This window comes from Actinophytocola sp. KF-1 (assembly GCF_054661535.1).
In genome coordinates this window covers 168,027-190,999 of record NZ_BAAFVK010000012.1, presented here as the reverse complement: position 1 = coordinate 190,999, position 22,973 = coordinate 168,027, and the positions used below count along the sequence as shown (strand labels likewise).

Sequence of the window (22,973 nt, the reverse complement as noted above, 5' to 3'; positions counted from 1 at the left end):
ACGTCACCGCGTGGTTGCGTGAGGCTGTGCCAGTGCTGACCGCCGATCTTCGTGCCGCCGCGGAGCTGCTCCGGGGCGCGGCCGACGTGACCCTCGTCGGGCACGTCAACCCGGACGCCGACGCGCTCGGCAGCGCGCTCGCGCTCGGGCTCGCCCTGCGCGAGCGCGGTGCGACCGTGCGCGTCTCGTTCGGCCCGCCCGCCGAGGTGCCGGAGTCGCTGCGCGGGCTCGACACGGCCGGGCTGGTGGTCCCCGCGTCCGCGGTGCCCGCCGCGCCGGAGCTGCTCGTCGCGCTCGACACCGGCAGCGCGGCCCGGCTGGGCTGGCTCGAGGACCGGATCGCGCCGAGCGGGCACGTGCTGGTCGTCGACCACCACGCGTCCAACACCCGGTTCGGCACGCACCACGTCGTCGACGAGACCGCCGAGGCGACCGCCGTGCTCGTGCTCGCGGTGATCGACGAACTGGGCATCCCGCTCGACCCGGACATCGCACGGTGTCTGTACGCGGGGCTGATGACCGACACCAGCTCGTTCCGCCGCGCCACCGCGGGCACCCACCGGACGGCGGCCCGCCTGGTGGAGGCCGGTGCCGACCCGACGGCCATCGCGCGGGAGCTGATGGACGGCCACCCGTTCGCGTGGCTGCCGATGCTGGCGCGGGTGCTCGACCGGGCCGAGCTGGAGCCCGGGGCGGCGGGCGGGCACGGGCTCGTGCACACGGCCGTGACCCTGGCCGACATGGCCGGGGTGCGGCTCGAGGAGGTCGAGTCCGTCGTGGACATCCTGCGCACGACGACGGAGGCCGAGGTCGCGCTCGTCGTCAAGGAGGTGGCGCCCGGCGAGTGGTCGGGGTCGCTGCGGGCGAAAAGCGCGGTCGACGTGCGGGTCGTCGCCGTCGGGATGAGTGGTGGCGGGCACCGCCTCGCGGCCGGGTTCACGACGACCGGGACGGCGGCGGAGGTCGTCGGCAGGGTGCGGGAGTTGTTGCGCGACCCGGTGCCGCTCGTAACCACTTGAGGACGATGGGCGGCGTTCGGGTGAACAAGTGGTATAAACCAATCGCCATTCCGGGCCCCAGGCGCCGGAGCGGCGACCCAGCCAGGCGGACCGGACCGGCCAGGCGGAAACGGAGGACATCTTGAGGCGCGTCACTATGGCAGTCGCGGTGGTGACCGCGGCGGCGCTCGGACTCGCCGGCTGCGGCAGCGACTCGGGCAGCGGCGGCGACGGCGAGAACGTCAGCCTTGAGCTGCTCGTGCCCCTCTACGGCGACAAGACCAAGCCGTACTGGGAGCAGCTGGTCAAGGACTTCGAGGCCAAGAACTCGAACATCGACGTCAAGCTCGAGACCCAGAGCTGGGACGACATCTACACCGTCCTGGACACCAAGATCCAGAACAACAAGGCGCCGGACATCCTGGAGCTGGACGCGGCGGGCCCGGCCTACGGGTCGGAAGACCTGCTGTACAAGGCCGAGGAGATCGTCTCCCCGGAGACCTACAAGGACATCGAACCGTCGTTCATCGACAGCGCCAAGATCGACGGCGTCGCGTACGGCGTGCCCTCGGTCGCCTCGACCCGCGCCCTGTTCTACAACAAGACGCTCTTCCAGCAGGCGGGTGTGACCGCCCCGCCGAAGACCTGGGACGAGTTGCTCGCCGCGGCCAAGAAGATCTCCGCGCTCGGCGGCGGCGTCTACGGCTACGGCATGCCGCTCGGCTCCGAGGAGGCCCAGGCCGAGACGTCCATCTGGGCGTACGGCGCGGGCGCGTCCTGGGAGAAGGACGGCAAGATGACGATCGACACGCCGGAGGCCAAGGAGGCCCTCACGTTCATGCAGCGCATGATCAAGGAGGGCGTCACCCAGCCGAACCCGGGCGCGACCGACCGCACCCCGCTGCTGGACGTGTTCATCCAGGGCAAGATCGGCATGATCGAGGGCCTGCCGCCGATCGTCGGCCAGATCAACGAGAAGAACCCGGACCTCGACTGGGAGATCGCGCCGAGCCCGACCAAGGACGGCCAGCCGGTGACCCTGGGTGTCGCGGACTACTTCGTCGGCTTCGACAAGGACGAGGACAAGCAGGACGCGATCGCGAAGTTCCTGGACTTCTTCTACCAGCAGGACAACTACGTCAAGTTCAACGACAACGAGGGCTTCATCCCGGCGACCAAGTCGGGTGCCGAGGCGGCCGCGGCCAAGCCGGAGCTGAAGACCTTCCTCGAGGCCCTGCCGGACGCGAAGTTCTACCCCGCCACCAACCCGGCGTGGGGCCAGACCTCCGGTGCCTTCAAGTCGGACGTGGGCCAGATCGAGACCAAGTCGGTGGACGAGGTCCTCAAGTCGATCCAGGCCAAGGCCGACGCCGAAGGCTGAGCAGAGGCGTATAACGGTAAGACGGCCGGTGCGGGGTCCTGCCTGATCAGAGCCCCGCACCGGTACCCCAGGAGGGTGCTCGGGTGGCAACAGCACGTAACAAGGCGTTGCGGCGGCAGGCCCGCCGGCAGACGACGCTGCAAGCACTGCCGTGGCTGGCCCCGGCGCTTGTCCTGATCGTCGGGGTGGTGATCTTCCCCGTCGGCTACATGATCTACACGTCGTTCCGCGACCTGTCCCGCTTCGGCAAGGACCGCGGCTGGGCGGGCATGGAGAACTACGTCCGCGTGTTCGGTCTCGACCCGCTGCCGACGGTGCTCACCAACACGGTGATCTGGACCGTCGGCGTGGTGCTGGTGACCGTGGTGATCTCGCTGGGCCTCGCCCAGTTCCTGAACAAGCGCTTCCCCGGGCGCAAGACGCTGCGGATGGTCATCATCGTGCCGTGGGCGGCGTCGGTCGTGATGACCTCGACGGTCTTCGTCTACGGCCTCGACCCGTTCTACGGGATCATCAACAAGTTCCTCGTCGACATCGGCATCCTCGACGAACCGTTCGGGTTCCTGAAGAGCCCGACGTCCGGCTTCCTGTCGGCGATGGCGGTCGCGGTGTTCGTGTCCGTGCCGTTCACGACGTTCGTGGTGCTGTCCGGTCTGCAGACGGTGCCGCACGACGTGCTGGAGGCCGCGTCCATCGACGGCGCGGGCAAGGTCCAGACGTACTGGCAGGTGGTGTTCCCGATGCTGCGGCCCGCGCTGGCGGTCGCCGCCATCATCAACATCATCAACGTGTTCAACTCGCTGCCGATCCTCAAGACCATGACCGGCTCGATCCCCGGCAACGACGCGGACACGACCACGACGTTCATGTTCAAGCTCATCCAGAACGACCGGCAGATCGACACGGCGAGCGCGTTGTCGGTGGTCAACTTCCTGGTGATCGTCGTCGTGATCGGCATCTACCTGAAAGTGGTCAAGCCCATGCGGGAGGTGTCGGCATGAGTGAGGTGGCCACGAAGGGTGCGGTGCTCGACCCGCCCACGGCGGTCGTCGGCCCGGACCGTGCGGACGTGCCGAGGAAGAAGGAGCGCAAGCGCTGGGGCCTCACGGTCGTCGGCGCGATCGTCGCGCTCGTGTTCCTCGCCCCGTACCTGATCATGCTGACCGGCTCGCTGAAGTCGCGCCAGGAGATCCTGTCGGTGCCGCCGGACTACCTGCCGACGGACTGGAAGTTCGACAACTTCGTCAACATGTGGGGCACGCCGGAGACGCCGCTGCCGCACAACCTGCTCTCCAGCGTGGTGATCTCGCTGGGCGGCACCGTCCTCGCACTGGTCGCGGCCCTGCCCGCCGCGTACTACACCGCCCGGCACCAGTTCCGGCTGAAACTGCCGTTCATGCTGCTGGTGCTGGTCACGCAGATGCTGCAGCCGACCGTGCTGGCGTCGGGCCTGTTCCGCGAGTTCGTGTCGCTGGAGATCAACGACACGTGGCTCGCGATGATCCTGGTGAACGCGGCCTTCAACCTGTCGTTCGCGGTGTGGATCATGCACAGCTTCTTCGCGACCGTGCCGAAGGAGATCGAGGAGGCGGCCTGGCTGGACGGCTGCTCACGCACCCAGTCCATGCGGCAGATCATGCTGCCGCTCGTGTGGCCCGGCATCGTCACGGCGATCATCTTCACGTTCATCGCCTGCTGGAACGAGTTCGCCGCGAGCCTCATCCTGCTGCCCACCGACACCAACCAGCCACTGACCGTGGCGCTGACCAGGTTCATCGGTCAGTACGAGTCGGCGTGGCAGTACGTCTTCGCGATCTCACTGATCGGGATCCTCCCGGTCGTCGCGCTCTTCGCGATGATCGAGAAGCACCTGGTCTCCGGGCTCACCGCGGGCGGGGTGAAGTAGCCGATGTCCACTCCGCAACTTCCGCTCAGCAAATTCGTGATTCTGAATCGTGGTATTCAGTTGTTTGTTGCTCTAGATTGTGCTCGCGCGCCGGTTTCGTACCGGGCCGCGACGACGAGGTGCGGTCTTGCGACCGGCGGATGGAAAGGATCACCATGGCGACAGTGACCTTCGACGGCGCGAGCCGTTACTACGCGGGCACCGACCGGCCCGCGGTCGACCAGCTCAACCTCGAGGTGGAGGACGGCGAGTTCCTCGTGCTGGTCGGTCCGTCCGGCTGTGGCAAGTCCACCACCCTCCGCATGCTGGCGGGTCTCGAGGGCGTCGACGAGGGCGCGATCCGCATCGGCGACCGCGAGGTCACCGACCTCCCGCCGAAGGACCGGGACATCGCGATGGTGTTCCAGAACTACGCGCTCTACCCGCACATGACGGTGGCGGACAACATCGGCTTCCACCTCAAGATCAAGAAGGTGCCGAAGGCGGAGCGCGCCGAGCGGGTGCTCGAGGCCGCGAAGCTGCTGGACCTGGAGCCGTACCTGGACCGCAAGCCGGCCAAGCTCTCCGGTGGTCAGCGCCAGCGCGTCGCCATGGGTCGCGCGATCGTGCGCCGCCCGCAGGTGTTCTGTATGGACGAGCCGCTGTCGAACCTCGACGCGAAGCTGCGCGTGCAGACCCGTACCCAGATCGCGTCGCTGCAGCGGCGGCTCGGCGTCACCACGATCTACGTGACGCACGACCAGATCGAGGCCATGACCATGGGCGACCGCGTCGCGGTGCTCAAGGACGGCATCCTGCAGCAGTGCGACACCCCGATGGGCCTGTTCGGCAAGCCGAAGAACCTGTTCGTCGCCGGCTTCATCGGCTCGCCGGCCATGAACCTGATCCCGGCCACCGTGAACGGTGAGGGTGCGGTCATCGGCGGCCAGGCCATCGAGCTGACCCCGGCCCAGAAGTCGGCGCTGACCGGCTCGAAGGTCGTCGTCGGCATCCGGCCCGAGGGCTGGCTGCTGAAGCCGGCGGGCGAGGGCGTCTCCGCCACGATCGAGGTCATCGAGGAGCTGGGCTCCGAGCAGTTCCTGTACTGCTCGACCAGCGCCCCGCAGCTGGCCAGCGACGGGGGTGCCGTGGAGGACTCCGCCGCGCCGCCGCCGATCACGGTCCGCGCCGAGGGCATGTCGAACTTCCAGCGCGGCGAGAAGGTCGGCCTGGTGCCGCAGCCGGGTGCGGTGCACCTGTTCGACGCCGAGACCGGCGACCGCCTGCCCGACTGATTCTCTGCGCGAGAGCCCGGGGCCACGTGGTGGTCCCGGGCTTTTTGCTGCCTAGCCCCTGTGCGTGAACATGCGTGAAGGTATGCTGAAACGAGCAAGTTCACGCAACAGGGAGTGGCTCATGACGTACCTGCGGGACGAGATCGCCAGCCAGCCGTCGGTGTGGGAGCGCGCACTGGCGGTGTCCGCGGACGCGCTGCCCGGCGCCGGTGAGCGGGTGGCGGTGATCGGTTGCGGGACGTCGTACTACATGGCCCAGGCGTACGCCGCGCTGCGGGAGGCGGCCGGCCACGGCGAGACCGACGCGTTCGCCGCCTCGGAGTTCCCCGCGGCCCGCCGCTACGACCGGGTCGTGGCGCTCACCAGGTCCGGCACGACGACCGAGGTGCTGGCCGCGCTCGAGCGCACGACGGTCCCGTCCGTGGCGGTGACGGCCGACCCGGCGACGCCGATCTCGTCCGCGGCCGACGCCGTGGTGGCGCTGGAGTTCGCCGACGAGAAGTCGGTGGTGCAGACGAGGTTCGCCACGGCGGCGCTGGTGCTGTTGCGCGCGTCGGTGGGGGAGCGGCTGAGCGGGCTGTCCGCGGCGGCGACGGCCGAGCTGGCGACGCCGCTGCCGCGGGAGTTGCTGGCGGCCGAGCAGTGGACGTTCCTCGGCACGGGGTGGACCATCGGCCTCGCCAACGAGGCGGCGTTGAAGCTGCGCGAGGCCACGCAGTCGTGGACGGAGTCGTACTACGCGATGGAGTACCGCCACGGCCCGATCTCGATCGCGGCGCCGGGCCGGGTGGTGTGGGTCTTCGGGGCCGCGCCCGCCGGGCTGGCCGACGAGGTGCGGCGAACGGGTGCGCACGTGGAGCTGTTCGACGGTGATCCGCTGGTGTCGCTGGTCCGCGCCCACCGCGTGGCCGAGGCGGTCGCGGAGGCGCGGGGACTCGACCCGGACCGGCCGCGCAACCTGGACCGCTCGGTCATCCTCACGTAGAGCGGTATCCCGATTTTCCGACTAGCCCGATTGGACGTAGCTTTCTCACGAATCTCTGTGTGATAGTGCTTGCAAGCGCGCAGTTTCACGCACGAGAGATCGGGGATCTTGCAATGGGTGAGCAGTCGGGCATGTCACGCAGGTCGATGTTGCGTGGTGCGGCCATCGCCGGCGTCGGGCTCGCGGCCACCACCGGGGGTGTGGCCGAGGCGGACACGGTGGACACCGCCGCGGCGCCCGCGGCGCGGGGCAAGTCGATGATCGGGGTGCCGTTCGAGGGGGTCGCCAACCCGCGGTTCGGGATCATCGGCCTGGGCAACCGCGGCGGCGGGATGCTGCCGCTGCTGCTCGCCATCCCCGGGGTCAAGGTGACCGCGCTCTGCGACATCCGCCCCGAGTTCGCCGCCCGCGCGGCCCAGGCGGTCACCGACGCCGGCCAGCCCGCGCCCGCCGTGTACACCGGCGGCGACGAGGACTTCCGCGCCATGGTGGAGCGCGACGACATCGACTTCGTGTACGTCGCGACGCCGTGGGAGTGGCACACGCCGATGGCGCTCGCCGCCATGCGGGCGGGCAAGCACGTCGGCGTCGAGTGCCCCATCGGGTTGACGCTCACCGACCTGTGGAACCTCGTCGACACCTCGGAGCGGACGCGGCGGCACTGCATCCAGCTGGAGAACTGCTGCTACGGCCGGAACGAGCTGCGGGCGCTGCGCATGGCGCACGAGGGCCTCTTCGGCGAGCTGCTGCACGGCTCCGGCGCCTACCTGCACGACCTGCGCGAGCTGCTGTTCTCGAAGACCTACTACGAGGACCAGTGGCGCAGGAAGTTCCACACCACGACGAACGGCGACCTGTACCCCACGCACGGCCTCGGCCCGGTCGCCGCCTACATGGACCTCAACCGCGGTGACCGGTTCGTGCGGATGACCTCGATGAGCACGCCCGCGCTGGGGCTGGCCGAGTACCGCGCGGCGCACATGCCGGCGGGCGACCCGACGTGGCAGGAGACCTACGTCAACGGCGACGTCACGATGAGCCTGATCCAGACCGCGCGCGGCCGCGTGATCCACCTCGTGCACGGCGTGTCGAACCCGCACCCGTACTCGCGGCTCAACCACCTCGCGGGCACCAAGGGCGTCTTCGAGGACTACCCGCCGCGGATCTACCTCGAGCCCGCGCAGTCGAACGACCAGTGGGGTTCCTTCGACGAGTACGCCACCTACGACCACTGGCTGTGGACCGACGTCGGTCCCGGCCCCGGCGGGCACGGCGGCATGGACTACATCATGTTGTGGCGCCTCGTGCAGACGCTCCAGCTCGGCCTGCCGCCGGACATCGACGTGTACGACTCGGCCGCGTGGAACGCGCCGTACCCGTTGTCCGTGCTGTCGGTGCGGGGCAAGGGCAAGTCGGTGGAGTTCCCCGACTTCACCCGCGGCCGGTGGCAGACCCCGCACCCGGGAACGGACTCGGAGAAGCCGGCCTAGGTTCGCTTGCGGGAGCGGAACGCCGCGACGTGCACGCGGTTCGCGCAGCGCGGTGAGCAGAACCGCTTGGCGCGGTTGGTCGACGTGTCGAGGTAGTAGTTGTCGCAGTCCGCGGCGGCGCAGTGGCCCCAGCGGTGGAGTCCGTGGTGGACGATGCCGTGCGCGATGCCCCACGCTGCCGCGGCCGCCACCTCCGTCGCGGGGGAGGCGTCCGGGTCGGCCATGTGGATGTGCCAGTTCGGCTCGGCCGAGTGGCCGGCCGACAGCCGCGGCCGCGGCGCGTGCGTCGCCAGCAGCGCGTTGACCTCCTTGAGCACGCCCTCGTTGTCGCCCGCGACGGCGCAGGCCAGTGTCCTGCGCAGGCCATCGGCGACCGGACGCAGCGCGGCCAGGTCCGCCTCGCCCGCGCGTGTCGACCACCACGGCTCCTCGTGCAGGGCCGCCCGCAGGTCCGCCACGTCGTCGAGTGTGGCGTTCGTCAACCTCAGCGCCACATCCAGGTAATCGGCGTTGTCCATCCGCGGTCCTTACACGTACCGTCAGGGGCGAAAGCGTTGTGCACACCTTACGGGAGTCGTGGTGGTCGAGCGGGTGTCCTTGCGACAGGTGCTCGGCCTCGCCGTACCCGCACTCGGGGTGCTCGCCGCCGAGCCGCTGTACCTGCTGGTCGACACGGCCGTCGTCGGCCACCTCGGCGCGGTGCCGCTCGGCGCGCTGTCCGTGGGCGCGATCGTGCTCGCGCAGGTGTCGACGCAGCTGACCTTCCTGTCCTACGGCACCACCGCGCGCACCGCCCGGCTGCACGGCGCGGGCCGTCGCGCGGAGGCGGTGGCCGAGGGCGTGCAGGCGACGTGGCTCGCGCTCGCCGTCGGGGTCGTGCTCGTCGGGGTCGGCCAGCTGCTCGCGATGCCGATCGCGCAGCTCCTCGCCGGGCCGGGGGAGGTCGCCGACGCGGCGGTGGGCTGGCTGCGCATCGCGTTGTTCGGCACGCCGTTCATCCTCGTCACGATGGCGGGCAACGGGTGGATGCGCGGCGTGCAGGACGCCCGCAGGCCGTTGCGCTACGTGCTGGCGGGCAACGGGATCTCCGCCGTGTTGTGCCCGCTCCTGGTGTACGGGTTCGGCTGGGGGTTCGAGGGATCCGCCGTCGCGAACGTCACCGCGCAGGTCATCAGCGCGACGTTCTTCCTGCGGGCACTGCGTGCCGAGCAGGTGCCGCTGCGGCCGGAGCCGGCGAAGATGCGGGCGCAGCTCGTGCTCGGGCGCGACCTCGTGCTGCGCAGCCTCGCCTTCCAGGCGTGCTTCGTGTCCGCGACCACCGTCGCGGCGCACCACTCGACGGCTGCGGTCGCCGCGCACCAGATCGTGCTGCAGTTGTGGACGTTCCTCGCGCTGGTGCTGGACTCGCTCGCGATCGCGGCGCAGTCCCTGGTCGGCGCGGCCCTGGGCGCGGAGGACGACCGGCGTGCCAACGGGCTCGCCTGGCAGGTCACCGGGTACGGACTCGTGTTCGGGTGCGTGCTCGGCGCGGTGTTCGCCGCGCTCGCCGGGGTGCTGCCGCACGTGTTCACCTCGGACACGTCGGTGCTCGGCGAGATCCCGCACGCGTGGTGGTTCTTCGTGGCGCTGCAACCGGTCGCAGGCGTCGTGTTCGCTTTGGACGGTGTGCTCCTGGGAGCGGGCGACGCCGCGTACCTCCGCACAGCGACGATCGCCGCCGCGGTGACCGGGTTCCTGCCGTTCGTGTGGTTGTCGTTCGCGTTCGACTGGGGACTCGCGGGGATCTGGACCGGGCTGACCGTGTTCATGCTGGTGCGGCTGGGCACCGTCGTCGGCCGCGCCAGGTCGGGCCGCTGGGCCGTGCCGGGCGCCGTCCGCGTGTGAGCGTGTGGTCAAGCGCACGTTTAGCTTCGCTAACGATTTCGCCGTCGGCTGCGCTGTACTCAGTGGACAACCCCGACGACCCCGCGAACGGAGAGTCTTGGCCCCGCAGCACTACCGACGGGCAATGATCATCTGGGTGACCGCGGTCCTGGTCTACATGGCCGCGGTGTTCCACCGCACCTCGCTCGGGGTCGCGAGCCTGGAGGCGAGCCAGCGGTTCGGCCTCGGCCCGGCGGCCCTCGGCACGTTCACGGTGCTGCAGGTCGGCGTGTACGCGCTCATGCAGGTGCCGACCGGCATGCTGGTCGACCGCTACGGCGCGCGCCGCGTGCTGACGGTGGCCGCGGCGCTGATGGGCCTGGGGCAGCTGCTGTTCGCGTTCGCCACCTCCTACCCGCTTGGCCTGCTCGCCCGCGCCGTGCTCGGCGTCGGCGACGCGATGACGTTCGTCAGCGTGCTGCGCCTGGTCGCCGCGCACTTCCCCGTGCGCAGGTACGCCGTGCTCGCCGCCGTCACCGCCGCGCTGGGCTCGCTGGGCAACCTCCTCTCGACGATGCCGCTGACGGTGCTGCTCACGAGCGTGGGCTGGACGGCGACGTTCGCGGTCGCGGGCGCCGCCACCGCGCTGTACTCCGTCGTGCTCGTGCTGCGGGTGCGGGACAACCCGATCGGGTCGGTCCCCGAACCCGTCGACCGCACGGAGTCACTGCGGACGGTGCTCACGCAGGTGAGCCACGCGTGGCGCACACCCGGCAGCCGGCTGGGGTTCTGGGTGCACTTCTCGACGATGTTCGCCCCGGCGATGCTCGGTCTGCTGTGGGGCTACCCGTACCTCGTGCAGGCGCAGGGCCTGGGCACGTCGACCGCGGGCCTGCTGCTGTCGCTGCTGGTGGTGGGCGCGATCGTGGGCGGCCCCACGGTCGGCGCCGTGATCAGCAGGCGCCCGGAGTGGCGCACCCCGATGGTGGTCGGCTACCTCGTCGTCGCGCTCGCCGTGTGGGCCGTGCTGCTGGGCTGGCCCGGCGGACGGGTGCCGCTGTGGCTGCTGGTCGCCGGTTTCGGCTTCCTCTCCCTCGGCGGCCCGGCGTCGACGATCGGCTTCGCGCTGGCCCGCGACTACAACCCGCTGCGCCGCGTCGGCACGGCCACCGGCGTGGTCAACGTGGGTGGGTTCGTGGCCATCACGGTGTCGGCGCTGGCGGTCGGTGTGCTGCTCGACCTGGCCGGGTCACTCGACCCGGCGACCGCGTTCCGCATCGCGTTCCTGTCGGTGGTCGCCGTGCTGGCGCTGGGCCTGTGGCGCACGTCGGTCTGGTGGCGCCGCGCCCGCGCGGCGGTCTTCGACGCGGTCTCCCGCGGCGAGGACGTGCCGGTGCAGATCCGCCGCCGCGCCTGGGACCTCGCCCCGGCCTAGCCGCGGATCCGCGAGTACACCAGCGCGTCGGCTCGCCGCGAACCCAGGACGAGGAAGCTGCGCGGCAGCCCCTCCCGCCGGCACCCGTTGGTCCTCAACACCCGTCGCGAGGCCTCGTTGACCGGCTCGACCCACGCCTCGATCCGGGTGAAGGTGCCGAGTCCCCACTCCGCCACGAGCCCGATCGCCCGGCGCGCAAGCCCGTTGCCGGGTGGGCGGTCGGCCGCGGTCGCGGGCGTGTCAGGATAGTCGACCGTGCCACCCGCAGCCGCCAAACAACGCGTCACCGTCCCCCCAGGGCTCGTCGTCGTCGACAAGCCGGACGGGATGACCTCCCACGACGTCGTCGCGAAGGTGCGGCGGATCATGGGCACGAGGAAGGTCGGCCACGCGGGCACCCTCGACCCGATGGCGACGGGCGTGCTGGTGCTCGGCATCGAGCGCGCCACGAAGCTGCTGGGCCACCTCGCGCTCGACACCAAGGCGTACCTCGCGACCATCCGCCTCGGCTCGTCGACCACCACCGACGACGCCCAGGGCGAGACCCTGTCCACATCGGACGTCGCCGGCGTGACCGACGACGCGGTCCGCGCGGGCATCGCCAAGCTGACCGGGCACATCCAGCAGGTGCCGAGCGCGGTCAGCGCCGTGAAGATCGACGGCAAGCGCGCCTACGCCCGGGTGCGCGCGGGCGAGCAGGTCGACATCCCCGCACGCCCGGTCGAGGTGATGCGCTTCGACCTGCTGTCCACCCGCCGCGAGGACGGGCTCGAGCTGGACGTCATGGTCGAGTGCAGCTCCGGCACCTACGTGCGCGCGCTGGCCAGGGACCTGGGCGCGGACCTCGGCGTCGGCGGTCACCTCGCGGCGCTGCGCCGGACCAGGGTCGGCCCGTTCGACCTGCGCGTGGTGACCACGCTGGAGAAGCTCGCGGAGAACCCCGTGCTGTCGATGCCTCTCGACGAGGCGGTCGCCGCCGCGTTCCCGCGCCACGACGTGCCCTACCGGCAGGCGAAGTCGCTGCTGTTGGGGCAGCGCCTGCCCGCGGCGGGCATCGACGGCACCTACGGCGTCTTCGACCCGGAGGGCCGGGCCATCGCGCTCGCCGTCGACGAGGGGCCCGCCGCGCGGTCGGTCGTCGTGTTGATCACGGCCTGACCTGCGGCAACGCGTCCGTCGGGACGCTCAGTAGTCGCGAGCGACCCGATCGAGGGTGCGGTTATCCACACCTGAAGTCTGCGGTCTTCCCCAGTGCGCACACCGGCCCGCGCTCGGGAACATCGTTGGCATGACGAGCAACCTCACCCGACGCACCATGATCGTGGCCGGCGCGGTCGCCGGCCTCACGGGCGCCGCGGCCCTCCGCAGGCCCGCCCCGGCCACCGCGGCACCGCGCGGCGGCGGCACCGCGTTCACCCACGCGACCGTGATCGACCCGGCGTCGGGCCGCGTCCTGCCGGACGTGACGGTCCTGGTCCGCGGCGACACGATCGCCGACGTGGGCAGGCACGTCGGGCTGGACGGCGCCAGACAGGTGGACCTGCGGGGCAGGTTCGTCATCCCGGGCCTGGCCGACATGCACACCCACGCGCAGGCGGAGGGCATCGACAACGGCCTGTACGTCGCGAACGGCGTGACGACCGTCCGGGAGATGGCCGGTTCGCCACTGGCGCGCGACTGGCGGGACCGCATCGAGGCGGGCAGGCTGCTCGGCCCGAGGTACACGGTCGGCAGCAGGATGATCGACGGCGCCCCGACGATCTGGAACCCCGACTGGGTCGACATCGTGCAGGTGAGCGACCCCGCGACCGCCCGGGCGGCGGTCCGTGAGGAGATCGCCCGCGGCGCCGACTTCATCAAGGTGTACTCCCGCGTGCCGAGGGACGCCTACCGCGCGCTGGCGGCCGAGGCCCAGCGCCACGACGTGCCGTTCGTGGGCCACTGCCCCGACGTCGTCCCGCTGGAGGAAGCCGCCGACCTGGGCCAGGCGAGCATCGAGCACCTGTTCTGGACGCCGTTCGAGACGTCGACGAAGGAGGCGTGGATCCGGAGGGAGATCCAGCGGATCCGGCTGGGACTGGGCGAGTACTCGGGCTGGTTCGCGGCGCTGCACCCGCTGGAGTGGACCGCGGCACACACCTACAGCCCGGTGAAGGGCCGCCACCTCCACGCCAAGCTGGCCCGCAGGCGCATCCGCCAGGTCCCGACACTCGCCATGCACCGCGGGCTGGACTTCGCCCGCACGGTCGACATGGACAACCCGCGCAACAAGTACCTGCCCGCGTCCGCGCTCGCGAGCCAGGAGATGGCGCGGCAGGAGTTCTACCTGAAGGACCGAGCCACGTCCGAGGACGCGGAGTGGGCGGCGATGTTCGAGCACCGCCTGCGCACCGTCCGCCGGCTCCACGAGGCGGGCGTCCCGCTGATGACCGGCACCGACACCGGCACCGTGGCGGTGTGGCCGGGCTTCTCCGTCCACGACGAACTGGAACTCTTCGTGGCGGCGGGCATCCCACCCATGGCAGCCCTGTACGCCGCCACCGCCGAGCCGGCCGCCTTCCTGGGCACCCGCACCGGCCGGATCGCTCCGGGCCACGCCGCCGACCTGGTGATCCTCGACGCCAACCCCTTGGTGGACATCCGCAACACCCAGAAACTGTCCGGCGTGGTCGTCCGAGGCCGCTACCTGGACGAGGCAGCCCGCAACCAAGTCCTCGCGGACGTCGAACGCACCGCCGCCACCACACCCGCCGAGGCGTTATCCCCGGGCTGCCCGTGCCACACCGGCTGACCGCGCCGTGATCGCCATTCGCAGCTTGACAACTACACAGTGTGATTTCGCGGACATCCCGGTGGTCGCCGCCAGGAAGTCCGACGGTCGGCGGCGGGCGCTTGGGTCGGCCCGCACTCTCAAGGCGTTGATCGATGCCCTACCCGAGAACGTTCGGGCGGAACCGCGAGGCCGGACCAGCGACGCTCGGATCACCAACTGCGCGAAACCGCGTGATCGCCCCAGGACCTCGGGAACCGCACCACCATCCAGGCTGCGTTCGCCAGCCTCGCCGATCCTGCCTCCTCGGAGCCTTCGCTCGTGGCACTGAGCACGACCACCTCGCGGGAGGACACCGAGGACACAGCCTCCAGCAGGTCGGCGGGCGCGCCTTGCGTAGGCTGGTGCCGTGCAACGCTGGCGTGGGCTGGAGGACCTACCGGGCGGGTGGGGGCGCTGCGTCGCCACCATCGGGACGTTCGACGGGGTGCATCTCGGCCATCAGGAACTCATCCGCCGGGCGGTGACGCTCGCCGAGGAGCGCGGGGTCAGGAGCGTGCTCGTCACGTTCGACCCGCACCCGTCCGAAGTGCTGCGGCCCGGGAGCCACCCGGCCCAGCTGACCACCCTCCGCCGCAAGGCCGAACTGGTGGAGGCGCTGGGCGTCGACGTGTTCTGCGTGCTGCCGTTCACGCTGGAACTGTCGAAGATGCCGCCCGACGAGTTCGTGCACGAGATCCTCGTGGAGAAGCTGCACGTCGCCGCCGTGGTCGTGGGGGAGAACTTCCGGTTCGGGCACAAGGCCACCGGCAAGGTCGAGACGCTGCACCACCTCGGGCAGCGGTTCGGCTTCTCGGTGGAGGGGGCCAAGCTCGTCACCGTCCCCAACCACGCCGCGGGGGAGGAGATCACGTTCTCCTCGACCTACATCCGGGCCTGCATCAACGCCGGGGACGTGGCCGCCGCCGAGGCCGCGCTCGGCAGGCCGCACCGGCTCGAGGGCATCGTGGTGCGCGGCGACCGCCGGGGCCACGAGCTGGGCTTCCCGACGGCCAACCTCTCGACCCCGAGGTACGCCGCCATCCCCGCCGACGGGGTGTACGCGGCACGGTTCTCCCTGCTCAACTCGCCTGCCCGGGCGCCGTTGGGCGCCGCGGTGAGCGTGGGCACCAACCCGACCTTCTCGGGCCGCGAACGGCGTGTCGAGGCGTTCGTGCTGGACGTCGACGAGGACTTCTACGGCCAGCGGGTCGCGATCGACTTCGTCGCGAAGCTGCGGGACATGGAGCGGTTCGAGAGCTCCGACGCGCTGGTCGAGGAGATGCACCGGGACGTGGCGAGGACCCGCGACCTGCTCGCGTGACCGCCCGCGAACCGTGCAGATGCGAACAGCTGTCCGGATTTGCCGCGCTTCGCGAACTTGCCTGGCAAGATGCTCTGAGGTCGGGATTGAACACAGTGCGTCAGGGTGAGTGGGACACGGGGAGTGCCAAAGTGGAGGACCACAAGATCGTCCAGCGCAATCTCGCGCTGCAGCGCGAGTGGTACGGGGAGCCGCTCGGTGACCGGGTCCGTCGGCTCGTCGTGGCGTTCGACATCTCGCAGGCGTTCCTCGCCGACGTGCTGGGCATCAGCGCACCCATGTTGAGCCAGGTCATGAGCGGTCGCCGGGCCAAGATCGGCAACCCCGCCGTGCTCGCACGCCTGATCATGCTCGAGCGCAAGATCCTCGTGCCGGACGTCGCGGCGGGCAAGAAGGAAGCCCTCATGCGGGCGCTCGAGGAGGTCCGTGCCTCCCGCCCGTCCGTGACCAGGGACAACCTGCCCGTGGACATCGGGCGCAACGACCGGGTGGCCGTGGCCGCGCTGCGCCGCGTCGCCGAGGCGAACGACCTGACGGCGGCGGCGAGCATGCTCAACGGCCGCTTCCCCGAGCTCGCGGACCTGCTGCGGAGGGCGGGTCAGCCGCAGTAGACATGGTGCGGCTCTTCTCGGCGATCGAACTGCCGACCCCGGTCCGCGACGAGCTGGCGGACCGGCTCGCCGCGGTGCGTTCCGCGTCGCCGGAACTGCGGTGGATCCCGCCCGAACGCTGGCACATCACGCTCGGCTTCTACGGCGACCGGGAGCACGCCGACCGGCGGGGCGCCTGGTTCCGCGAACGTGCCAGGTCGCTGCGGCCGTCCCGGGTGCGGCTGCGGGCGGCGGGCCGGTTCCCCGGCGTCCTGTGGGTGGGCGTCAACGCGCTCGACGGCGACAACGCGGCGGCGCTGCGCAGGCTGGCGGGCATCCTCGGGGACCAGCACCTCGACCAGCTGGCGTTCGTCCCGCACGTCACCGTCGCGCGGTGGAAGCGGGGGCGCGCGGGCAACGAGGCCGCGACACGGGCGGCCGCCGCGCTGGACGGGTATCGTGGTCAGTGGTGGCTGACCAGCGAGGTGGTGCTGTTCCGGAGTGACCCCACCCCCGACGGGCCGGTGTACACGGCTCTGGACCGGGTGGCGCTGACCGGCGCGCCCGGTAGGCAGCACTGACCGACCACCTGATAACCTCGTTCTTTGGGTCCGGCTGCGGTCCGTGGTGGCTGGTACCCAAGTCCCGTTCGACGGGGCACCCCCTGAACACGGCACATCTCAAACCGAGGAGAACAACGCGTGGCGCTGTCCACCGAGCAGAAGAAGACCATCCTGGCCGAGTACGGCGTCCACGAGAAGGACACCGGCTCGCCGGAGGCCCAGGTCGCCATGCTGACCAAGCGCATCAGCGACCTGACCGAGCACCTCAAGGTGCACAAGCACGACCACCACTCGCGTCGTGGCCTGTTGCTGCTGGTCGGCCGTCGCCGCCGGCTGCTCAACTACCTGACGAAGGTGGACATCGAACGCTACCGGTCGCTGATCCAGCGGCTCGGCCTGCGCCGATAAGACCCCGAGGGGGAGTGGTCACCTGACCGCTCCCCCCGCGTCTATTCGGACGGACTTACAACAAAGAGGGCGGACGCTCGCCACGTGCGGGGACACCAGATCGCCGGTCCTCGGTAGTGGTTCCCGGGTGATGAAGAACCCCGGGGGCTTCGATCGAAGACCGGCCTCGTTCGGACCGCGTTCCGTGCCCTGTTGCCCCACATGGGGTGAGCACGCGCCCGTGATTGACGAGGAGTCAACTACATGACCGACTTCAGCCAAGCTGGAGTGCACGAGACAACCGCCGTGATCGACAACGGCAACTTCGGCAAGCGGAGCATCCGCTTCGAGACCGGCCGGCTCGCCCGGCAGGCCGCCGGCAGCGTCGTGGCCTACCTCGACGAGGAGACCATGCTGCTGTCCGCCACCACGGCGTCCAAGCAGCCGAAGGAGCACTTCGACTTCTTCCCGCTGACCGTGGACGTCGAGGAGCGCATGTACGCCGCGGGCCGCATCCCCGGCTCGTTCTTCCGCCGCGAGGGTCGCCCGTCGACCGACGCGATCCTGACCTGCCGCCTGATCGACCGGCCGCTGCGCCCGTCCTTCGTGGACGGTCTCCGCAACGAGATCCAGGTCGTCATCACCGTCCAGTCGCTCAACCCGCAGGACCTGTACGACGTGGTGGCGATCAACGCCGCCTCCGCGTCCACGCAGCTCGCGGGCCTGCCGTTCTCCGGCCCGGTCGGTGGCGTCCGGGTCGCGCTGATCGGTGAGCAGTGGGTCGCGTTCCCGACCCACGAGCAGCTCGAGAAGGCCGCGTTCGACATGGTCGTCGCCGGCCGCGTGGTCGAGTCCGGTGACGTCGCGATCATGATGGTCGAGGCCGAGGCCACCGAGAACGTGCTCGACCTGATCGCCGAGGGCCAGAAGGCGCCGACCGAGGAGGTCGTCGCGTCCGGTCTGGAGGCCGCGAAGCCGTTCATCAAGGTGCTGTGCGAGGCGCAGGCGCGCCTGGCGGAGGTCGCCGCGAAGGAGACCGCCGAGTACCCGACCTACCCCGCGTACCAGCCGGACGCCCTGGAGGCCGTCACGGCCGCCGTGTCCGACGAGCTGGCGCAGGCGCTGACCATCGCGGGCAAGCAGGAGCGCGAGGCCAAGATCGACGAGATCAAGGCCGCCACCCTGGAGAAGGTGGGCGCGGTCGAGGGCGGCGCGTTCGAGGGCCGCGAGAAGGAGATCGGCGCCGCGTTCCGCGCGCTGAACAAGAAGCTGGTCCGCCAGCGCATCCTCCGCGACAAGGTCCGCATCGACGGCCGCGGTCTCACCGACATCCGGCAGCTGTCCGCCGAGGTCGCGCTGATCCCGAGGGCGCACGGCTCGGCGCTGTTCGAGCGCGGCGAGACCCAGATCCTGGGTGTCACCACGCTGAACATGCTGCGCATGGAGCAGCAGATCGACTCGCTGTCGCCGGAGACGCACAAGCGCTACCTGCACCACTACAACTTCCCGCCGTTCTCCACCGGTGAGACCGGCCGCGTCGGTTCGCCGAAGCGGCGCGAGATCGGCCACGGCGCGCTCGCCGAGCGTGCCCTGGTGCCGGTGCTGCCGAAGCGGGACGAGTTCCCGTACGCGATCCGCCAGGTCTCCGAGGCGCTGGGCTCCAACGGCTCGACCTCGATGGGCTCGGTCTGCGCGTCGACCATGTCGCTGCTCAACGCCGGTGTGCCGCTGAAGGCGCCGGTGTCCGGCATCGCCATGGGCCTGGTGTCCGACGAGGTCGACGGCGAGACCCGCTACGTCGCGCTGACCGACATCCTCGGCGCCGAGGACGCGTTCGGTGACATGGACTTCAAGGTCGCGGGCACCAAGGAGTTCGTGACCGCGCTGCAGCTGGACACGAAGCTCGACGGCATCCCGTCCGACGTGCTCGCCGGTGCGCTGTCGCAGGCCCGCGACGCGCGCTACACGATCCTCGAGGTCATGGCCGAGGCCATCGACCGCCCGGACGAGATGAGCCCGTACGCGCCGCGCGTCACCAGCGTGAAGATCCCGGTCGACAAGATCGGCGAGGTCATCGGCCCGAAGGGCAAGATGATCAACTCGATCACCGAGGAGACCGGCGCCGACATCTCCATCGAGGACGACGGCACGATCTACGTCGGTGCGGCGGACGGCCCGTCCGCGGAAGCCGCGATCTCCAAGATCAACGCCATCGCCAACCCGCAGCTGCCGAAGGTCGGCGAGCGCTTCCTCGGCACCGTGGTGAAGACGGCCGCGTTCGGCGCGTTCGTCTCGCTGCTGCCGGGCAAGGACGGCCTCGTCCACATCTCGAAGCTGGGCAACGGCAAGCGCATCGGCAAGGTCGAGGACGTCGTCAAGGTCGGTGACAAGCTCCGCGTGGAGATCGCCGACATCGACCAGCGCGGCAAGATCAGCCTGGTGCCGGTCAAGGAGGACGCGCCGGAGAAGCCGGCTGACGCCCCCGCGGCCGACGCGCCCGCCGAGGCGTAAGCACGTTGGCAGCTAGCTCCGGCACCCGGGTTCTCGAGCGGACCGACAGCGGGTGCGAGGTCAAGCGCACCGTGCTGCCGGGTGGCCTCCGGGTGATCACCGAGCACGTGCCGGGCGTGCGGTCGGCCTCCGTCGGCATCTGGGTGGGTGTGGGTTCCCGCGACGAACAGCAGTCCGTCGCGGGGGCCGCCCACTACCTCGAACACCTGCTGTTCAAGGGCACCGCGAAGCGTTCCGCGGTGCGGATCGCCGAGGAGATCGACGCCGTCGGCGGTGAGCTCAACGCGTTCACCGCCAAGGAGCACACCTGCTACTACGCGCACGTCCTGGACAGCGACCTGCCGCTGGCCATGGACCTGGTGTGCGACGTGGTCTTCGACGCCCTGCTCGCCGAGCGGGACATGGAGATCGAGCGCAGCGTGGTCCTCGAGGAGATCGCCATGCGCGACGACGACCCCGAGGACCTGCTGCACGACAACTTCTGTTCGGCGCTGCTGACCAGCCACCCCCTCGGGCGGCCGGTCCTCGGCACCGAGGAGTCGATCACCGGCATGAGCCGCACGGCGCTGAACGGGTTCTACAAGCGCCGGTACGCGATGCCGAAGATGGTGCTGGCCGCGGCAGGCAACATCGACCACGCGACGGTGCTGCGGCACGCCCGCCGGTTGCTGAAGGACCGGCTGACCGGTGACCGCCCGCCCGTGCCACCCCGCTCGGGGCGTGCGCGGGTGGCGGCGCCGCAGAAACTGGCGCTGCACACCGACGACACCGAGCAGGCGCACCTGATGCTCGGCGTCCGCGCGCTGGACCGGCACGACCCGCGGCGGTGGACGCTCGGCGTGCTGAACACCGCGCTGGGCGGCGGGATGAGCTCGCGGCTGTTCCAGGAGGTGCGGGAGCGGCGGGGCTTGGCGTACCAGGTGTACTCGTCGGTCGCGTCCTATGCGGACACCGGGCACCTGTCGATCTACGCGGGTTGCCAGCCGGACCGGCTGGGTTCGGTCGCGGGGGTCGTGCACTCGGTGCTGTCCGACGTGGCCCGTGACGGCTTCTCCGACGACGAGGTGGCGCGTGCGAAGGGCCAGCTGCGGGGGAGTCTCGTGCTGGGCCTGGAGGACACCAGCTCGCGCATGTCGCGGATCGGGAAGGGCGAGCTGAGCTACGCCGAGTACCTGACCGTGGAGCAGACGCTGGAGAAGATCGAGGCGGTGACCGCCGACGAGGTGGCGTCGCTCGCGGCCGTGCTGCTGGACCGGCCCACCGCGACCGCGTTGGTGGGCCCGTACGCTCACGCGGACGACGTGCCCGCGGAAGTGGTCGACGGTCGCTCCGCAAGCTCCGCTCAGAACTGAGGTGATCTCGTGACGATCCGGGTCGGGGTGCTGGGCGCCCATGGGCGCATGGGCGCCGAGGTGTGCCGGGCCGTCGAGGCGGCGCCGGACATGGAGGTCGTGGCGCGGATCGACGCCGACGACTCGGTGCGCGACCTCGCGGACGTCGGCGCCGAGGTGGTCGTGGACTTCACCCACCCCGACGTCGTCATGGACAACCTCCGGTTCTGCGTCGACCACGACATCCGTGTCGTGGTCGGCACGTCCGGCTTCACCCCGGAGCGGCTCGAGACGGTGCGCGGCTGGCTGGCGGAGAAGCCGTCGCTGGGCGTGCTGATCGCCCCGAACTTCGCCCTCGGGGCGGTGCTGTCGATGAAGTTCGCACAGCTGGCGGCCCGCTACTACCCGTCGGCGGAGATCATCGAGCTGCACCACGCGGGCAAGGCGGACGCCCCGTCGGGCACCGCCGCGCACACGGCGTCACTGATCGCGGAAGCACGCGCGTCGGCCGGCCTCGGCAAAGCGCCGGACGCCACCACGTCCGCCCTGGAGGGCGCCCGCGGAGCCCTCGTGGACGACGTACCCGTGCACTCGGTCCGGCTGGTGGGCCTGGTGGCACACCAGGAAGTCCTGTTCGGCGGCGACGGCGAAACCCTCACCATCCGCCACGACTCCCTGGACCGCAAGTCGTTCATGCCCGGCGTTCTGCTCGGCGTACGGGAGATCGTCAGCCGCACCGGCCTGACGGTGGGCCTGGAAAACGTCCTGTCCCTGTAGCGCCGCAAGGTGCTGACCGCTGAAGGCCTCGCCCAAGCGGATCCCGACACCGGCGCTCGGGGTTGCCCTGACAACCGTGGGGTGGGTGACTCCGGACAGCCTTGAAGTGACTCCGGGCGGCTTCCGGAGGGTGACCGCAGGCGGCTTCCGGTGCGCGACCTGGGTGGGCTGACGGTGGGTGACCGCAGGTGGCTTCCGGTGGGTGACTCCGGGCGGCTTCCGGTGGGTGACTCCGGCCGGCCTCCGGTGGGTGACTCCGGCCGGCCTCCGGTGCGTGACCCCGGCCGGCCTCCGGTGCGTGACCCCGGCCGGCCTCCGGTGCGTGACCCCGGCCGGCCTCCGGTGCGTGACCCCGGCCGGCCTCCGGTGCGTGACCCCGGCCGGCCTCCGGCCCCCGGAATCCAGCGTACCGGCGAGGACCGACAATCCCGGCCGGAGCGACACCTCCGCGGCGGAGTTGTCCACAGGTGCTCCGGTTGTCCCCAGATCCGCGTCTCCGCACCGCCCCTGTCGGTGGTCGCCCGTACGCTGGAAACCGGGGGCCGGAGGCCGACCGCCTCGCAAGATCAATACCAATCCTGTCGGAATCGCTCACGCGCCTCGCGTATAACCCCTGATAACAGCCTTGTACGCGCCAACTGTGACGGAATTGGTCCACTTGCCCCACTCGGCTACTCCGGTTGGTGGGCGCACGATCAAGGAATCACGCAGTAGCGTCGGGAACTGTCAGTAGCTAACCAACTCTTGTCTGTTCGTGCGAAAGTCCCACCCTGCCATCCCTGCCGGGACGTCGTGCGATGAGGGCCAGACGAGAGGACATGGGTGAGCTCGCGTCCCCGCGCGGGCTCACCCCTGCTCGTCGATGGTCCGACCCCGCACGCGCATCGCTGGGAGGCCAGGGCACCCCCGAAGGGAATGACCCGTGGCACAACCAGATCTGAGGGCACCCACGACCGCCGAAGCGTCGTGGTTCTGTTGCGGCGCTGCCTGGGGCCCGTGTGGCTCCGCAGGCGGCGGCGCCTGCGGGAACTGCCAGTCCGGCAGCCGCCACTGCGCATGGCCGAACACGTCCGACAACTGCTTCGCCATCACCCGGCCCGACAAGTGCGGCGACACGCTCCTGCGCAGGACGTGCGGGCACACGTTCTACGTCAAGAACCTGTGCGGCGCAACGGAAATCGCGGTGCGGATCGCCGACTGCGGGCCGCAGACCGACCTGTGGTGCGGCGAACGCTCGTGCTGCAACGGCAACTGCGCGACGGACCGCCTCATCGACCTGACGCCGGCCGCCTACAGCGCGATCGGCAACCTGTCCAGCGGCATCATGCCCGTGACGATCCGGAGCTGAG

21 protein-coding genes are annotated in these 22,973 nt (G+C 70.5%); 19 read left to right on the top strand and 2 right to left on the bottom strand.

Translation table 11 applies throughout. The features are described 5' to 3' along the window. The first annotated feature begins 26 nt into the window (after positions 1-26). The 7 genes from ACYQ77_RS32660 (at position 27) to ACYQ77_RS32630 (ending at position 8,034) form a co-directional block, all read left to right on the top strand. Entirely contained in the window at positions 27-1,019 is a 993-nt protein-coding gene (locus ACYQ77_RS32660) for a DHH family phosphoesterase (protein WP_459718144.1), read from the top strand. Between the two features lie 136 nt (positions 1,020-1,155). Further along, positions 1,156-2,379: an extracellular solute-binding protein gene (locus tag ACYQ77_RS32655; RefSeq protein WP_459718142.1), complete on the top strand. Its 1,224-nt coding sequence runs from the start codon at positions 1,156-1,158 to the stop codon at positions 2,377-2,379. 83 nt (positions 2,380-2,462) lie between these two features. Then, entirely contained in the window at positions 2,463-3,380 is a 918-nt protein-coding gene (locus ACYQ77_RS32650; RefSeq protein ID WP_459718139.1) for a carbohydrate ABC transporter permease, read from the top strand. Beyond that, positions 3,377-4,285: a carbohydrate ABC transporter permease gene (locus ACYQ77_RS32645; protein ID WP_459718137.1), complete on the top strand. Its 909-nt coding sequence runs from the start codon at positions 3,377-3,379 to the stop codon at positions 4,283-4,285. Before ACYQ77_RS32650 ends, ACYQ77_RS32645 begins: the two co-directional genes overlap by 4 nt. Positions 4,286-4,440: 155 nt before the next feature. Further along, positions 4,441-5,559, top strand: coding sequence for an ABC transporter ATP-binding protein (locus ACYQ77_RS32640; protein ID WP_459718135.1), 1,119 nt, complete (start codon positions 4,441-4,443; stop codon positions 5,557-5,559). Positions 5,560-5,680: 121 nt separating this feature from the next. Then, the gene (locus ACYQ77_RS32635; protein WP_459718133.1) at positions 5,681-6,544 is read left to right on the top strand and encodes an SIS domain-containing protein; all 864 of its coding nucleotides are present in this window, start codon (positions 5,681-5,683) and stop codon (positions 6,542-6,544) included. Between the two features lie 113 nt (positions 6,545-6,657). After that, positions 6,658-8,034 (top strand): Gfo/Idh/MocA family protein, encoded by a 1,377-nt coding sequence (locus ACYQ77_RS32630; protein ID WP_459718130.1) that lies wholly within the window; start codon positions 6,658-6,660, stop codon positions 8,032-8,034. On the opposite strand, the gene ACYQ77_RS32625 is transcribed toward ACYQ77_RS32630, so the two are convergent. After that, the gene (locus ACYQ77_RS32625) at positions 8,031-8,552 is read right to left on the bottom strand and encodes a CGNR zinc finger domain-containing protein (protein ID WP_459718127.1); all 522 of its coding nucleotides are present in this window, start codon (positions 8,550-8,552) and stop codon (positions 8,031-8,033) included. The genes ACYQ77_RS32630 and ACYQ77_RS32625 overlap by 4 nt on opposite strands. A 73-nt stretch (positions 8,553-8,625) precedes the next feature. On the opposite strand from ACYQ77_RS32625, the gene ACYQ77_RS32620 reads away from it, so the two are divergent. Together ACYQ77_RS32620 and ACYQ77_RS32615 are read left to right on the top strand one after the other, a co-directional pair. Then, positions 8,626-9,918 carry an MATE family efflux transporter gene (locus tag ACYQ77_RS32620; protein WP_459718124.1) on the top strand — a complete coding sequence of 431 codons (1,293 nt, stop codon included), beginning with the start codon at positions 8,626-8,628 and terminating at the stop codon, positions 9,916-9,918. Positions 9,919-10,042: 124 nt separating this feature from the next. Then, positions 10,043-11,332, top strand: a complete 1,290-nt coding sequence (locus ACYQ77_RS32615) for an MFS transporter (RefSeq protein WP_459718122.1) — start codon at positions 10,043-10,045, stop codon at positions 11,330-11,332. Here ACYQ77_RS32615 and ACYQ77_RS32610 read toward each other — a convergent pair. Beyond that, complete coding sequence (locus ACYQ77_RS32610) at positions 11,329-11,607, bottom strand: GNAT family N-acetyltransferase (protein WP_459718119.1); 279 nt, start codon at positions 11,605-11,607, stop codon at positions 11,329-11,331. The two genes, ACYQ77_RS32615 and ACYQ77_RS32610, sit on opposite strands and share 4 nt — an antisense overlap. A gap of 52 nt (positions 11,608-11,659) precedes the next feature. Here ACYQ77_RS32610 and truB point away from each other — a divergent pair, with 52 nt between their 5' ends. From truB to ACYQ77_RS32560, 10 genes are all read left to right on the top strand, one after another. Beyond that, positions 11,660-12,490, top strand: coding sequence for a tRNA pseudouridine(55) synthase TruB (truB, locus tag ACYQ77_RS32605; RefSeq protein ID WP_459718542.1), 831 nt, complete (start codon positions 11,660-11,662; stop codon positions 12,488-12,490). 130 nt (positions 12,491-12,620) lie between these two features. Then, positions 12,621-14,123 carry an amidohydrolase family protein gene (locus ACYQ77_RS32600; protein ID WP_459718116.1) on the top strand — a complete coding sequence of 501 codons (1,503 nt, stop codon included), beginning with the start codon at positions 12,621-12,623 and terminating at the stop codon, positions 14,121-14,123. 388 nt (positions 14,124-14,511) lie between these two features. Further along, positions 14,512-15,465 carry a bifunctional riboflavin kinase/FAD synthetase gene (locus tag ACYQ77_RS32595; protein ID WP_459718114.1) on the top strand — a complete coding sequence of 318 codons (954 nt, stop codon included), beginning with the start codon at positions 14,512-14,514 and terminating at the stop codon, positions 15,463-15,465. A 131-nt stretch (positions 15,466-15,596) separates the two neighbouring features. Further along, the gene (locus tag ACYQ77_RS32590; RefSeq protein ID WP_459718111.1) at positions 15,597-16,076 is read left to right on the top strand and encodes an XRE family transcriptional regulator; all 480 of its coding nucleotides are present in this window, start codon (positions 15,597-15,599) and stop codon (positions 16,074-16,076) included. Between the two features lie 2 nt (positions 16,077-16,078). After that, a complete protein-coding gene (gene thpR / locus ACYQ77_RS32585; RefSeq protein ID WP_459718108.1) occupies positions 16,079-16,636 on the top strand; it encodes an RNA 2',3'-cyclic phosphodiesterase in 558 nt (185 codons plus the stop codon). 120 nt (positions 16,637-16,756) lie between these two features. Continuing rightward, positions 16,757-17,026 carry a 30S ribosomal protein S15 gene (gene rpsO / locus ACYQ77_RS32580; protein WP_396108362.1) on the top strand — a complete coding sequence of 90 codons (270 nt, stop codon included), beginning with the start codon at positions 16,757-16,759 and terminating at the stop codon, positions 17,024-17,026. 243 nt (positions 17,027-17,269) lie between these two features. After that, the gene (locus ACYQ77_RS32575) at positions 17,270-19,516 is read left to right on the top strand and encodes a polyribonucleotide nucleotidyltransferase (protein ID WP_459718105.1); all 2,247 of its coding nucleotides are present in this window, start codon (positions 17,270-17,272) and stop codon (positions 19,514-19,516) included. 5 nt (positions 19,517-19,521) lie between these two features. Continuing rightward, positions 19,522-20,868: a M16 family metallopeptidase gene (locus tag ACYQ77_RS32570; RefSeq protein ID WP_459718102.1), complete on the top strand. Its 1,347-nt coding sequence runs from the start codon at positions 19,522-19,524 to the stop codon at positions 20,866-20,868. A 9-nt stretch (positions 20,869-20,877) separates the two neighbouring features. Continuing rightward, on the top strand, positions 20,878-21,624 hold the full coding sequence (dapB, locus tag ACYQ77_RS32565; protein WP_459718100.1) for a 4-hydroxy-tetrahydrodipicolinate reductase: 747 nt from the start codon (positions 20,878-20,880) through the stop codon (positions 21,622-21,624). Between the two features lie 922 nt (positions 21,625-22,546). After that, complete coding sequence (locus ACYQ77_RS32560; RefSeq protein WP_459718098.1) at positions 22,547-22,972, top strand: RlpA-like double-psi beta-barrel domain-containing protein; 426 nt, start codon at positions 22,547-22,549, stop codon at positions 22,970-22,972. Position 22,973: the final 1 nt, after the last annotated feature.

What these genes read in the sequence shown, in the direction of transcription:
- ACYQ77_RS32655 (WP_459718142.1), top strand. Translation starts at nt 1,156, where the DNA reads ATGGCAGTCGCGGTGGTGACCGCGGCGGCGCTCGGACTCGCCGGCTGC.
- ACYQ77_RS32645 (WP_459718137.1), top strand. Translation starts at nt 3,377, where the DNA reads ATGAGTGAGGTGGCCACGAAGGGTGCGGTGCTCGACCCGCCCACGGCG.
- ACYQ77_RS32640 (WP_459718135.1), top strand. Translation starts at nt 4,441, where the DNA reads ATGGCGACAGTGACCTTCGACGGCGCGAGCCGTTACTACGCGGGCACC.
- ACYQ77_RS32635 (WP_459718133.1), top strand. Translation starts at nt 5,681, where the DNA reads ATGACGTACCTGCGGGACGAGATCGCCAGCCAGCCGTCGGTGTGGGAG.
- ACYQ77_RS32630 (WP_459718130.1), top strand. Translation starts at nt 6,658, where the DNA reads ATGGGTGAGCAGTCGGGCATGTCACGCAGGTCGATGTTGCGTGGTGCG.
- ACYQ77_RS32625 (WP_459718127.1), bottom strand. Translation starts at nt 8,552, where the DNA reads ATGGACAACGCCGATTACCTGGATGTGGCGCTGAGGTTGACGAACGCC.
- ACYQ77_RS32615 (WP_459718122.1), top strand. Translation starts at nt 10,043, where the DNA reads ATGATCATCTGGGTGACCGCGGTCCTGGTCTACATGGCCGCGGTGTTC.
- truB (WP_459718542.1), top strand. Translation starts at nt 11,660, where the DNA reads ATGACCTCCCACGACGTCGTCGCGAAGGTGCGGCGGATCATGGGCACG.
- ACYQ77_RS32600 (WP_459718116.1), top strand. Translation starts at nt 12,621, where the DNA reads ATGACGAGCAACCTCACCCGACGCACCATGATCGTGGCCGGCGCGGTC.
- thpR (WP_459718108.1), top strand. Translation starts at nt 16,079, where the DNA reads ATGGTGCGGCTCTTCTCGGCGATCGAACTGCCGACCCCGGTCCGCGAC.
- ACYQ77_RS32575 (WP_459718105.1), top strand. Translation starts at nt 17,270, where the DNA reads ATGACCGACTTCAGCCAAGCTGGAGTGCACGAGACAACCGCCGTGATC.